At 61.3% G+C, this 13,452-nt stretch carries 11 protein-coding genes; 8 read left to right on the forward strand and 3 right to left on the reverse strand.

What is annotated here, in order from left to right; translation table 11 throughout:
* The first annotated feature begins 70 nt into the window (after positions 1-70).
* The 7 genes from ssp4 (ACWHXD_RS02640) (at position 71) to ACWHXD_RS02670 (ending at position 9,994) form a co-directional block, all read left to right on the forward strand.
* Positions 71-1,003 (forward strand): Ssp4 family T6SS effector, encoded by a 933-nt coding sequence (gene ssp4, locus ACWHXD_RS02640; protein ID WP_078802395.1) that lies wholly within the window; start codon positions 71-73, stop codon positions 1,001-1,003.
* On the forward strand, positions 1,000-1,449 hold the full coding sequence (locus tag ACWHXD_RS02645) for a hypothetical protein (RefSeq protein ID WP_047712445.1): 450 nt from the start codon (positions 1,000-1,002) through the stop codon (positions 1,447-1,449). The genes ssp4 (ACWHXD_RS02640) and ACWHXD_RS02645 overlap by 4 nt, the downstream gene beginning before the upstream one ends.
* Before the next feature lie 165 nt (positions 1,450-1,614).
* Positions 1,615-2,535 (forward strand): Ssp4 family T6SS effector, encoded by a 921-nt coding sequence (ssp4, locus tag ACWHXD_RS02650; RefSeq protein ID WP_138763129.1) that lies wholly within the window; start codon positions 1,615-1,617, stop codon positions 2,533-2,535.
* A complete protein-coding gene (locus ACWHXD_RS02655; protein ID WP_054918848.1) occupies positions 2,532-2,981 on the forward strand; it encodes a hypothetical protein in 450 nt (149 codons plus the stop codon). Before ssp4 (ACWHXD_RS02650) ends, ACWHXD_RS02655 begins: the two co-directional genes overlap by 4 nt.
* Before the next feature lie 187 nt (positions 2,982-3,168).
* Positions 3,169-6,459, forward strand: a complete 3,291-nt coding sequence (locus ACWHXD_RS02660; protein WP_138763130.1) for a transglutaminase family protein — start codon at positions 3,169-3,171, stop codon at positions 6,457-6,459.
* 158 nt (positions 6,460-6,617) lie between these two features.
* Complete coding sequence (locus ACWHXD_RS02665; protein WP_098949723.1) at positions 6,618-9,104, forward strand: circularly permuted type 2 ATP-grasp protein; 2,487 nt, start codon at positions 6,618-6,620, stop codon at positions 9,102-9,104.
* Positions 9,104-9,994: a transglutaminase family protein gene (locus tag ACWHXD_RS02670; RefSeq protein WP_138763131.1), complete on the forward strand. Its 891-nt coding sequence runs from the start codon at positions 9,104-9,106 to the stop codon at positions 9,992-9,994. Before ACWHXD_RS02665 ends, ACWHXD_RS02670 begins: the two co-directional genes overlap by 1 nt.
* Positions 9,995-10,140: 146 nt before the next feature.
* Here ACWHXD_RS02670 and ACWHXD_RS02675 read toward each other — a convergent pair whose 3' ends face one another.
* Positions 10,141-10,323 (reverse strand): hypothetical protein, encoded by a 183-nt coding sequence (locus ACWHXD_RS02675; RefSeq protein ID WP_005784271.1) that lies wholly within the window; start codon positions 10,321-10,323, stop codon positions 10,141-10,143.
* Positions 10,324-10,656: 333 nt separating this feature from the next.
* On the opposite strand from ACWHXD_RS02675, the gene azu reads away from it, so the two are divergent.
* Positions 10,657-11,103 (forward strand): azurin, encoded by a 447-nt coding sequence (azu, locus tag ACWHXD_RS02680; RefSeq protein WP_003188091.1) that lies wholly within the window; start codon positions 10,657-10,659, stop codon positions 11,101-11,103.
* Between the two features lie 136 nt (positions 11,104-11,239).
* Here the strand turns inward: azu and nadE are convergent, their stop codons facing one another.
* Together nadE and pncB are read right to left on the reverse strand one after the other, a co-directional pair.
* Entirely contained in the window at positions 11,240-12,067 is an 828-nt protein-coding gene (gene nadE, locus ACWHXD_RS02685) for an NAD(+) synthase (protein ID WP_032893809.1), read from the reverse strand.
* Positions 12,068-12,070: 3 nt separating this feature from the next.
* A complete protein-coding gene (gene pncB / locus ACWHXD_RS02690) occupies positions 12,071-13,285 on the reverse strand; it encodes a nicotinate phosphoribosyltransferase (protein ID WP_138763133.1) in 1,215 nt (404 codons plus the stop codon).
* Positions 13,286-13,452 lie beyond the last annotated feature (167 nt).

Genomic DNA, 13,452 nt, shown 5'->3' on the forward strand with positions numbered 1-13,452 from the left:
TTCCCCTGTGGGGCTGGCTTGCCTGCGATGAGGCTGGTCTGGGCACTCTCAATTTCAAGGAAGAACACTTATGGGCAACCCCTTGCTCAATATCGGCATGGACTCCAACCGCTCCCAATTCATGGCGCGCCAGCGCATTGAAAGCCAGATCAACCTGCCACGGCTGTTCGCCGTCATCGACGCCGACCCCAGCATCGTCGGTGCTGGCGTGGTGTATATCGACGCCGACTTCAACGTAATCACCCTGCGCGAATTCAAGCCCATCTGCAGCATCAAGCCCAAGCGCGTCATTTTGCGCGAGGCGCAGAAGTACATCTCGCCGGCGCAGTTTGTCGAGCAGGTGAAGACCGACCCCCGTGAAGGGCGCCTCCAGAAGGAGGCCTTTGATATGGGCCTTTCCTGCGGGGCGGCAGTCATTGGCTGGATCGTGGTGTTCAGTGGCAGCGTCGCCGTACCCTTCACCGCCGGTGCCAGTGCTTTTGTGGTGGGTATTGGCGTCACGGCCGCGCTGGCCAGCAGTGCTCAGTGCGGATTTGGCGTGGCCCGTACCTATAACGAGATCCTTGACCCGGAGGCCAACGACCGCATGGACGACGCCCAGTGGTACGGCGCGGTGTCACCGATTCTCGATGCCGCGTCGTTGGTGGGGATCGGAACGGGTGCCTTCACCACATTAAGGCTGCTCAAGGCCAAAAAGGCCGCTGCGTTGGGCAAGAGTTGGTATGAGTTGCTCAAGGGCTTGAATCGCCAGGAGCGCAAGAAGTTGACCCAGGAATTGCTCAGCCTCAAAGACCCGAGCCTGACCCCCAAGTTGCTCAAGTTGCAGCAGCGCGCCGGCACGTTGCCCAAGCGCTACAGCTCCACGGAAATCCGCCATGCCACGCTCACCCAACTCAAGGACGCCTTGGGCGGCATGTTGGGTATTTGGGGCAGCTATCGAACCGGCCACGTCGGCTCGGCGTCGACGCTTGCCATTGGCCTGTATGAGGAACTGACGGAATGAAGGGGTTTCCCGATAGGCGCAGTTTCCTTGCGCGTTATTTTCCGGTGTTCATGGGCACCATCTTCATGGCGATCTTTTCCGGTTCAGTGGCGGTCTCCACCGCAGGCGTAACCTATTTGCGTGGGGTTGAACCGGCGCTCAAGGCCAACTACTCCGGGGCTGCAATCCTGGTGCTGGTGGCAGTGCTGGTGTTTGGCAATGTAATGATTGCACGCGGGTACCCCTGGGCGACCCGGCTGGTGGCGGGCTACCTGGTGTGTTGCCTGCTGTTCGTGTTGCCGATGATTCAATACGGCCTCAATACCCTGGTGTACGGCTCGGCGGTGCTGTTTCCGCTGCTGGGTTTGTTGCTGCTCAACAGCAAGCGCCATCGTGAAATGCGCCAGCGATTACTCGAAATACGTCACCTGCGTCGGGCGGCGATTGCGCAACGCAAGGCCCGTTGATTAGGTAGGTTTATTGGCGGTAGGTGGCCTGTTTGTTAGGGTGGCGCCCATCAGATTGCTATCGCAGGCAAGCCAGCTCCCACAGGGGAATGCATTCAAGTGTGGGAGCTGGCTTGCCTGCGATGAGGCCGGTCTGGGCACTTTCAATTTCAAGGAAGAACACTTATGGGCAGCTCCTTGTTCAACATCGGCATGGATTCCAACCGCTCTCAATTTATGGCGCGCCAGCGTATCGAGAGCCTGATCAACCTGCCACGGCTGTTCGCCGCCATCGATGCCGACCCCGGCGTTGTAGGTGCTGGCGTGGTGTATATCGATGCCGATTTTAATGTCGTCACTCTGCGCGAATTCAAGCCCATCTGCAGCATCAAGCCAAAGCGTGTCATCCTGCGCGAGGCGCAGAAATACATCGCGCCGACACAATTCGCTGATCACGTAGTAAACAATCCCCGGGAATCCAGGCTGATCGGCGAGGCCGTAAATACCGGAATTTCTTGCCTGGGCGCCGTCATCAGTTGGGCTGCGATTGCCAGCGGCACTATTCTGGTTCCTTTCAGTGCCGGCGCGAGCTCGGTCATTGTGGTGGTGGGGTACGCGGCCGCAGGCGCGAGTTCGCTCCAGTGCTTCAATGGCATTGCCCGAACGACCCTTGAGGTGGCCAAGCCTGAGGTAAACGATTGGCTCGACAGTGAAGGTTGGTACCAGAATGCATCCATTGTGCTGGACGCGGCATCGTTGGCCGGTGTGGGCGCTTCAGCCCTGACGACGGTCAAGCTGGTCAAGGTCGCCAAGGCATCGACGGGCAAAAGCCTGCGGGAAGTGCTACGAGGCTTGAACCGTCAGGAGAGGGCCAAGCTGACCAAGGAACTACTGAGTATCAATGATCCCAGCCTGACCGCGAAGATGCTCAAGCTCAGGCAGGCATCGGGTGAGCTCTCCAAACGTTTCACCCCGACGCAACTCAAGCAAAGCACCAGTACTCAGATCAAAGATATCCTGGGCGCGACCGTCGGGTTCGCAGGCAGCGCCTACTCTGGGAACGTCAATACCATTGCGATAGGGTTGTACGAGGAAATAAACGAATGAGTGAGTTGATGACGCTGCGCGACTTCTTCAGGCATCACTTTTTGACGTTTCTGGGCGGCGTATTTGCTGCCTACTTTTCACTAGCGCTTGCAGTGGCGCTGGCTTTCGTCACCTATTTTCGTGATGCGCCCCTTGCTCAAGTCGGGCTCAAGATCCTGCTTGCAGGTGCATTGCTTATCGTGTTGACGGTCCATAGCAACTTTATGATCCTGCGGGGCAAACCTTCGTGGGCATGGGTGATGGTCGCCATCTACGCTGCCTGTCTTTTGTTTGTGCTCCCAATGATTCAGTACAACCCACACAGGGTTCTCTATAGCCTGTCGCTGATTTTCCCGCTGTTCGGCCTGCTGGTGCTCAACAGCAGTGGGCAGCGAGAGATGCGCGCAAAACTTGTGCAAATTCGCCAACTGCGCCAAGCCCTGAATACCAGGCGTACTACGCCTTAACTGGGTAGATTCACCACCTGCACTCAGCCCGGCGCTACAAATGTGTGCAGCGCCTGCACCATAGCCACAACGTTGGCGCCGTTTTGGTGCTGTACTGCACCGGGCCCGACGTTTTAGTGCAATGACTGCTGCTGTGGCATAAGTCTTGCGCGCGTTGTGCTTATGCCCTGGCTCGCAGGAGGCCGCCGTGTCGATTCATGTCGCGTTGCACCACGTTACGCATTACCGCTACGACCGTGCTGTCGAACTTGGCCCGCAGATCGTGCGGCTACGCCCGGCGGCCCATAGCCGTACGCGGATACTGTCCTACGCGCTGAAGGTGCTGCCCGAGCAGCATTTCATCAACTGGCAGCAAGACCCGCAGGGCAATTACCTGGCGCGCCTGGTGTTCCCGGAAAAGACTGACGAGTTGCGCATCGAAGTCGACCTGGTCGCCGAGATGGCGGTGTTCAATCCGTTCGATTTTTTCCTGGAGCCCTACGCCGAAAATATCCCGTTCAGCTACGCCGCCGATGAGCAGCGCGAGCTGGCGCCGTACCTGGAAACCTTGCCGCTGACGCCAAGGTTGGCTGCGTACCTGGCGGGTATCGACCGCACGCCGCTACCCGCCGTGGATTTTCTCGTGGGCCTCAACCAGCGCCTGGCCGCCGATATCGGTTACCTGATTCGCATGGAGCCGGGCGTGCAAACGCCGGAATTCACGCTGGAAAATGCGTCCGGCTCCTGCCGCGACTCGGCCTGGTTGTTGGTGCAATTGCTGCGCAACCTCGGGTTGGCGGCGCGATTTGTCTCCGGTTACCTGATTCAGCTCACCGCTGACGTCAAAGCCCTCGATGGCCCGTCCGGTACCGAGGTGGATTTCACCGACCTGCACGCCTGGTGTGAAGTGTATTTGCCTGGCGCGGGCTGGATTGGCCTGGATGCCACGTCCGGGTTGTTTGCCGGTGAAGGGCATATCCCTTTGGCCTGCAGTCCCGATCCATCGTCCGCCGCGCCGATCAGTGGGTTGGTGGAGCCGTGCGAGTGCGAATTTACCCACGAGATGTCGGTGGAGCGCATCTGGGAAGCGCCACGGGTGACCAAGCCCTATACCGAAGAACAATGGCTGGCGATCCAGGCCCTGGGCCGGCAGATTGATAGCGACCTGCTCAAGGACGACGTACGCCTGACCATGGGCGGCGAGCCCACCTTCGTTTCTATCGACGACCCCGACGGCGCCGAGTGGAACACCGCTGCCCTGGGCCCGGACAAGCGACGCCTGTCGGCCGAGCTGTTCCAGCGCCTGCGCCAGCACTATGCGCCCAAGGGCCTGGTGCATTTCGGCCAAGGCAAGTGGTACCCCGGCGAGCAATTGCCGCGCTGGTCGCTCAATTGCTACTGGCGCCGCGATGGCGTGCCGATCTGGCACAACAGCGCGCTGATCGCCGATGAGCAAGAGGACTATGGCGCCGATGGGGTGATGGCCGGGCGTTTCTTGGCCAGCATCGCCGAGCGCCTGAAACTGCCGGCGCGCTTCGTGTTCCCGGCGTTCGAGGACAATTTCTACTACCTGTGGCGCGAAGGGGCGCTGCCCCAGAACGTCACCGCCCAGGACTCGCGCCTGAGCGACGACCTGGAGCGTGAGCGCCTGCGCAAAGTGTTCAGCCAGGGCCTGGATAAAGTCATCGGCCAGGTGCTGCCGCTGGCACGCACGGCGGCCAATGACCGCTGGCAGAGTGGGCGTTGGTACCTGCGCGACAACCATTGCCGCCTGGTGCCGGGGGATTCGCCGCTGGGCTATCGCCTGCCGCTCGCTTCCCAGCCCTGGGTGACGGCGGCGGAGTATCCGTTTGTGCACCCGACCGACCCTAACCAGGATCAGCCGGAGCTACCGACCAGTGCCCAGTTGCAAAACCATGGCGAGCCCGCACGCAGTGATGAGCGTGTGCCCAAGGTGGACGAGTCCGCCGACTGGCTGACCCGCACCGCGCTGTGTGCCGAAGCCCGCGAAGGGCGCCTGTACCTGTTTATGCCGCCGCTGGAGCGCGTCGAGGATTACCTGGAACTGGTGACCGCCATCGAGGCCACCGCCGAAGAGCTGCATTGCCCGGTACTGCTCGAAGGCTACGAGCCGCCAGCGGATACGCGCCTGAGCAATTTCCGGGTCACGCCAGACCCTGGTGTCATCGAGGTCAACGTACAGCCGTCCGCCACCTGGGATGAGTTGGTGGAGCGCACCGAATTCCTCTACGAAGAGGCCCGGCAAACCCGCCTGACCACCGAGAAGTTCATGATCGACGGGCGCCACACCGGTACCGGCGGCGGTAACCACTTCGTGCTGGGCGGCGCGACACCCAAGGATTCGCCGTTCCTGCGCCGTCCGGACCTGCTGCGCAGCCTGATCAGCTACTGGCACAACCACCCGTCGTTGTCCTACTTGTTCTCCGGCCTGTTTATCGGCCCCACCTCCCAGGCCCCCAGGGTAGATGAGGCGCGCAACGATGCGCTGTATGAACTGGAGATCGCCTTTGCGCAGATGCCTGAGCCAGGCGAGGAGTGCCCGCCTTGGCTGGTGGACCGCCTGTTGCGCAACCTGCTGATCGACGTGACGGGCAATACCCATCGCGCCGAATTCTGTATCGACAAGCTCTACTCACCCGACGGCGCCACGGGCCGCCTGGGCCTGCTGGAACTGCGCGCCTTTGAAATGCCGCCCCATGCGCGCATGAGCCTGACTCAGCAGTTGTTGCTGCGGGCGCTGGTCGCGCGGTTCTGGCGCGAGCCCTATGCGCCGCCGAAGCTGGCGCGCTGGGGCACTGAACTGCATGACCGCTTCCTGTTGCCGCACTTTATCGAGCAGGACTTTGCCGACGTGATCGTCGAGCTGAACGCGGCCGGCTACCCATTGCGGGCCGAATGGTTCGCGGCGCATCTGGAGTTCCGTTTCCCCAAGGTGGGCGACTACGCCGTCAGCGGTATCGAACTGGAACTGCGCCAGGCCTTGGAGCCTTGGCATGTACTGGGCGAAGAAGGCGCGGTGGGGGGCACGGTGCGCTATGTGGATTCGTCCCTGGAGCGCCTGCAAGTGAGGTTGAGCGGGTTGCCGCCGCAACGCTACCTGCTGACTTGCAATGGTGTGCCGGTGCCGCTGCAACCCACCGGCCGCGTCGGCGAGTTCGTGGCGGGCGTGCGTTACCGCGCCTGGCAACCGGCCAACTGCCTGCAACCGACCATCCCCGTGCATGCGCCGCTGGTATTTGACCTGCTCGACACCTGGATGCAGCGCTCGTTGGGCGGCTGCCAATACCACGTGGCGCACCCGGGCGGGCGCAATTACGACAGCCTGCCGGTGAATGCCAATGAGGCGGAGAGCCGGCGCATGGCGCGGTTTTTCCGCTTGGGGCATAGCCCGGGCAAGCTGGCAGTGCCGACTGTAACGGTAAACGATGAGTTGCCAATGACCCTGGATTTGCGGCGTTTCACAAAAAATAAGGAATGAACATGATCCAAGTGTGGGAGCTGGCTTGCCTGCGATAGCGGTGGTTTAGTCGATAGTTCTGGTGACTGACACACCGCTATCGCAGGCAAGCCAGCTCCCACATTGGATCGTAGTGAATTTGAGTTAACCTGACTTCCCTTGCCTCTGCCGAGCGTTCCATGTCCGACTTGCTCGACCGTTACCCGCTCACCGCGGGCACCTATCACGAACTGCTGGATGCCAGCGGCGCGGTGCGTGCCCATTGGCGACGCTTGTTCGATCACCTGCAACGCAGCACGCCCGCACAACTGGCCCAGCGCCAGGCGTTGTTGACGCGCCAGATCCAGGAAAACGGCGTGACCTACAACGTCTACGCCGACCCCAAGGGTGCCGACCGCCCCTGGGAGCTGGACCTGTTGCCCCATGTGCTGGCGGCCGAGGAGTGGCAGCAACTGTCGGCCGGCATCGCCCAGCGTGCGCGTTTGCTCAATGCGGTGCTGGCCGACCTGTATGGCCCGCAACGCCTAATCAAGGAAGGCTTGCTGCCGGCCGAATTGGTGTTCGGGCATAACAATTTTCTGTGGCCGTGCCAGGGTATCCAGCCGCCTGACGGTGCGTTCCTGCATCTGTACGCAGTCGACCTGGCGCGCACCCCGGATGGCCGCTGGTGGGTCACCGCCGACCGCACCCAAGCCCCGTCGGGCGCCGGCTATGCCCTGGAAAACCGCACCATCGTGTCCCGCGCCTTCCCGGACCTGTACCGGGATATGCAGGTGCAGCACCTCACCGGGTTCTTTCGCACCTTGCAGGAAACCCTGGCGCGCCAGGCTCCGGGTGATGACCAGCCGCCACTGATCGTGCTGCTCACGCCGGGGCGTTTCAACGAAAGCTATTTCGAACACCTGTACCTGGCGCGCCAGCTCGGCTACCCCTTGGTCGAGGGCGGCGACCTCACCGTGCGCGACAGCACCGTGTTCCTGAAAACCCTCAGCGGCCTGCGCCGGGTAAACGCAATCATGCGTCGCCTTGATGATGATTTCTGCGACCCGCTGGAGCTGCGCACCGACTCGGCGCTGGGCGTGCCGGGCCTGCTCGATGCCGTGCGCCAAGGCAATGTGCTGGTGGCCAATGCCTTGGGCAGCGGTGTGCTGGAGTCGCCGGGGTTGCTGGGCTTTTTGCCCAAGATCAACGAATTTTTATTCGGTGAAGCCTTGATCCTGCCGTCGATTGCCACTTGGTGGTGCGGCGAAGCGCCGGTGCTTGCCGAAGCCCTGGAAAAACTCCCGGAGCTGCTGATCAAGCCGGCATTTCCCTCACAAAGTTTCGCCCCGGTGTTTGGTCGCGACCTTGATGACGAACAGCGCCAGGCCCTGGCCGAACGCATGCGTGCGCGGCCCTATGCCTATGTCGCCCAGGAGCTGGCGCAGTTGTCTCAGGCGCCGGTCTGGCACACCGTGGATGACCATCTGCAACACCGCGCCATCGGCATGCGTGTCTACGCCGTGGCCAGTGATGACGGTTATCGGGTACTGCCCGGCGGCCTGACCCGCGTGGCGGCCGACGCCGATGCCGAGGTGGTGTCGATGCAGCGCGGCGGGGCGAGCAAGGACACCTGGGTGCTCGGCGAACGCGCGCCGGGTGGCGAGCAGTGGCGCGCCCAACGCACCATTGGCGCCTATGACCTGGTGCGCCGCGATCCCTATCTGCCCTCGCGCGTGGTGGAAAACCTGTTCTGGTTCGGGCGTTACTGCGAGCGCTGCGATGACAGTGCGCGCTGGCTGCGCGTGGTGCTGGCGCGGTATGTCGATGGCGATGATCCGCTGGCGCTGCAGGCCGCCGTCGAACTGGGCGAAAGCCTGCGCCTGTTGCCGGAAGAGGGCGAGCTGCCGGAGCGTCTGCTCGCGGCCTTGCTGGGTGATGACTGGCCTTCAAGCCTGCGCGCCAATTTGCAGCGCTTGCAGTGGGCGGCGTCCCAGGTGCGCGGCAAGTTGTCCCGGGAAAACTGGCAGGCCCTGGTGGAGCTGCAGCGTGAAGCCATGGAGCTGGAAAGCGACACTGCGGACTTTGGCGAGCTGCTCGACTTTCTCAACCGCCTGGTGATGTCCCTGGCGGCGCTGTCCGGGTTTGCCCTGGACGACATGACTCGCGATGAAGGCTGGCGCTTTTTGATGATGGGCCGGCGCATCGAGCGTCTGCAGTTTCTGAGCAGCAGCCTTGCGGCGTTCCTGCGTGGTGTGGCGGTGTTCGATCAGGCCGGGCTGGAATGGTTGCTGGAGCTGGGCAACAGCAGCATCACCTATCGCTCGCGCTACCTGGCGGTGCCGCAGTTGATCCCGGTGCTCGACCTGCTGCTGCTCGACGAGCAGAACCCCCATGCGGTGCTGTTCCAGCTCAAGTTGGTGAGCCGCACTTTGCGCCGTCTCAATGATGATTTTGGCGTGCCTCGTGAAAACGGGCTGGCGCCGTTGGTCGAGCGCCTGGCGCATTTTGACCTGGGTTGCCTGGAGAACGGCCTGTTTGGCGAAACCAGCGTGCGTGCCGCGCTGGACGGCCTGGCCGACTTGCTGCAAGCGGTGGCCGATGAAAGCGGGCAGGTATCGGATCGCTTGGCGTTGCGCCATTTTGCCCACGTCGATGATGTCAGCCAACAAACGGTGTCGGTGTAATGAGCGCGCGCTATCAGATTTTCCACGATACCCATTACCACTACGACAGCCCGGTGTCCCTGGCCCAGCAACTGGCGCACCTGTGGCCACGGCCGTGCGCCTGGCAGAAGTGCACCTGGCAGCAGTTGGATATCAGCCCGGAACCCACCTCGCGCCGCGACGAACTGGACGTGTTCGGCAACCCGATCACCCGTCTGGCGTTCGAACGGCCCCATGATGAATTGCTGGTGAACGCCGGGCTCACCGTGGAAGTGCTGGCGCGGCCCGCTCTGGATTTCCATCGCTCGCCGCCCTGGGACCACACCCGCGACAGCCTGACCTACAGCAGCCAGGCCTTGAGCGCCGAGCTGATCGAAGCCTGCCGTTATCGCTTCGAATCTCCTTATGTCCATCTGAAGAAAACCTTCGTCGAGTTCTCAGAAAGCTGCTTCCCGCCCGGCGAGCCTTTACTGCTGGGCACGCAGGCATTGATGGAGAAGATCTTCAGCGAATTTACCTTCGATGCCGAAGCCACCCAGGTCGCCACACCGCTGGTGGAAGTGCTGGAGCGCCGTCGCGGCGTGTGCCAGGACTTCGCTCACCTGATGCTTGCCTGCCTGCGTTCCCGTGGCCTGGCGGCGCGCTATATCAGCGGCTACCTGCTCACCCAGCCACCGCCCGGCCAGCCACGGCTGATCGGCGCCGATGCTTCCCATGCGTGGGTTTCGGTGTTTTGCCCGGTATCAGGCTGGGTGGATTTTGACCCGACCAACAATGTGCAGCCGGCGCTGGAGCACATCACCCTGGCCTGGGGCCGGGATTTCTCTGATGTGTCGCCGTTGCGGGGGGTGATTCTGGGGGGAGGCAGCCACGACCCGGAGGTGCGGGTGACGGTGATGCCGCTGGAGTAAAAAACGATGATTCCCACGCTCCGCGTGGGAATGCCTGCTGTGACGCTCTGCGTCACCCTTGCGCCGGCTTCAAGCCTGGTGCGGGACGCGGAGCGTCCGGGGATGCATTCCCACGCGGAGCGTGGGAACGATCAGCGTGGGAACGATCATTCTGCGGGGTCTTTCGGGGTTTCGGTCTCGTCAGTTGCCGCTTCACCTTCGGCATCCGGGTTCAGTGCGCCGGCTTCTTCGTCTGCAGCGGCTTTCTTGCGTTGCAGCTTTTCCTCTTTCTTCTGTTCCTTGGCCAAGTCTCTCTGACGTTTGGCGAAGGAGTAATTAGGTTTGGCCATGGGCGATCCTCTAGGGTCGAAGGTGAGGGTGGGCGGCGCGCAGCTGCCTTGGGTCGTCATGGTAGCAGCTTCAGGGTGCCCTTTGCTTTCACTTACCGCAGGCGTAGGCAGCCAGAAGGCCGTTGAACAGGTGATTAAGGTGCATGGTATGAACTCCCGTGAGTGGTGGGCCGATCATAGGCAGGGTGCGGCAGTTTGGCTGGTTGATTGTGTTGATGAAGCTGATAGCCTAAAGTTGTATACAATCTGTTGATTCAGATCATAAGAACTCAAGCCTGATTGAGGCACCCTTACCGCAATCCGCGTTTTTAAAACCCTGCCTTGGAGATTCACATGTTTGCCAAACTCGTTGCTGTTTCCCTGCTGACTCTGGCGAGCGGCCAGTTGCTTGCTGCAGAGTGCAAGGTCACTGTCGACTCCACCGATCAAATGTCTTTCAACACCAAAGAAATCACTATCGACAAGAGCTGCAAGCAGTTCACCGTTGAGCTGACTCACTCGGGCAACTTGCCAAAGAACGTGATGGGGCATAACTGGGTGCTGACCACCGAAGCCAATATGCAGCCTGTGGCTACCGACGGCATGGCTGCTGGGATCGACAAGGACTACCTGAAAGCCGGTGATGAGCGCATCATCGCCCACACCAAGATCATCGGCGCTGGCGAGAAAGACTCGGTGACCTTCGACGTCTCCAAGCTGAAGGCTGATGAGAAGTACAGCTTCTTCTGCTCGTTCCCAGGCCACATCTCGATGATGAAAGGTGCTGTGGTTCTGAAGTAAGACCGCGTTATCGTTCTTCGCGAGCAAGCCCGCTCCCACACTTGACCGAGTTCCAGCATGAGAATGCGGTCGAATGTGGGAGCGGGCTTGCTCGCGAAGGCGATCTGACAATCAATGCAAAACGATCAGGTTCACCTCAAGGCGCAAACGGCATCACCCGCTTGTGCTCAGTCTTGCGATAGGTCTCGCAGATAATCCTGAACGCCTCTTCACGCACCGGCTCACCCTGCAGGAACGCATCGATCTCGGCATAGGTCACGCCATGTGACGCCTCGTCCGGCTTGCCCGGCGACAGGTCTTCGAGGTCGGCGGTCGGCACCTTCTCCACCAGCGATTCCGGCGCGCCAAAGTGGCGGGCAATGGCACGCACCTGGTGCTTCACCAGTCCGCTCAACGGCGCCAGGTCACAGGCCCCGTCACCGAACTTGGTGAAAAAGCCCATCACTGCTTCTGCCGCATGGTCGGTGCCGATCACCAGGCCGCCCGCCGCGCCGGCGATGGTGTACTGGGCCACCATGCGCATGCGCGCCTTGGTGTTGCCCAGCACGAAGTCACGGGACGCTGCGGCCTTGCCTTCAAAGGCGGCCACTTCATTGGCCAGGGCTTTTACTGCCGGGCCGATATTCACGGTGTGGCGTTCGTCCGGCTCGATAAAGTCCACGCAAGCCTGGGCGTCGTGTTCGTCGAACTGGGTTTCGTAGGGCAGGCGCACGGCGATAAAACGATAAGCCTCATCGCCGGTGCTGGCGCGCAGCTCCTGCATCGCACGTTGGGCCAACAGGCCTGCGGTCAGGGAATCGACGCCGCCACTGATGCCGAGCACCAGGGTCTTGAGCCCGGAATTGCGCAGGCAGTCCTGGATAAAGGCCACGCGCCGGGCAACTTCGGCTTCAAGGGCGGCCTGGTCTTTGAACGGGGCTTGCACCTTGAGCTGTTGCGCAATCTCACGCTGTACGGCTTGCATGATTCACTCCTTGCTGGATAGGGCAGGTACTTTGAAAACGTGACGCAAATAGGCGACAAAATTCGGATCGGTGCAATGGGTCTTGCCCGCTTCATCGGAGATCTTCGCGACGGGCTGGCCATTGCAGGCGGTCATTTTAAGCACGATGCTCATCGGTTCCACCCCTGGAATATCACAGGTCAGGTTGGTGCCGATGCCAAAGCTCACATTAATGCGACCACGCAGTGCCCGGAATATCTCCAATGACTTGGGCAAAGTCAGACTGTCGGAGAACACCAGGGTCTTGCTCATCGGTTCGATGCCCAGCTTGTGGTAGTGAGCGATGGCTTTTTCTGCCCACTGGATTGGATCACCGGAGTCATGGCGCAGGCCGTCGAACAGCTTGGCGAAGTACAAGTCGAAGTCGCCCAGGAACGCGTCGGTGGTGATGCAATCGGTGAGGGCGATACCCAGCAGGCCACGGTATTCGCGCACCCAGCAATCAAGGGCGGCGATCTGGCTGTCGATCAGGCGCGGGCCGAGTTGCTGGTGGGCCATGATCCATTCATGGGCCATGGTGCCCAGCGGCTTCATATCGAACTCACGGGCCAGGTGCACGTTGCTGGTGCCGACAAAACGCCCCGGGAAATCGTGCTTGAGCACGCTGACCACTTCCTCTTGCACCCGGTAGGAGAAGCGCCGGCGTGTGCCGAAGTCCGCCACTTGCAGCTCCGACAGCTCGTCGCTGCTGGCATTGGCGGTCAGCCAGTCGAACTTGCGGTACAGCTGCTCGCGGGCCTGTTCAAGGATCACGGTCTGGTAGCGGTAGCGGTTACGCACCTCGCTGACGATGGCCAGCATCGGCACTTCAAACAGGATCACATGCAGCCACGGCCCGCGCAGGCGGATAAACAACTCGCCGTTCTCGATGCCGGTTTGCACATACCGCAGGTTGAAGCGAAACAGCCCGAGGAAGCGTAAAAAGTCCGGCTTCATAAAGCTGATGCGTTCCAGGAAGCCCAGTTGATCGGGGCTCAGGCTCAGCTCGGCGAGGCGCTCGATCTGGTAACGGATCTCCGCCAGGTAAGGGCGCAGGTCTTCACTGTTACGGCAACGAAACTCCCATTCAACTTCCACGTTCGGGTAGTTGTGCAGCACCGCCTGCATCATGGTCAGCTTGTAGAAGTCGGTGTCGAGCAGGTTCTGCACGATGCGATCGGCAAACACACTCTCGCTCATAACGGGAATCTCCAGACGGGTCGGCGATGGAGGCCGGCCTTTACGCACAATTGAGGAAGGGGGTTAGTGGCGCATAGACCTGTGGGGGATTGCCAGTGATTTTTTCAGTGAGGCTATTGGCGCCATCGCAGGCAAGCCAGCTCCCACCGTTGAAATGCATTCCAATG

It is taken from the genome of Pseudomonas fjordensis (assembly GCF_976987115.1).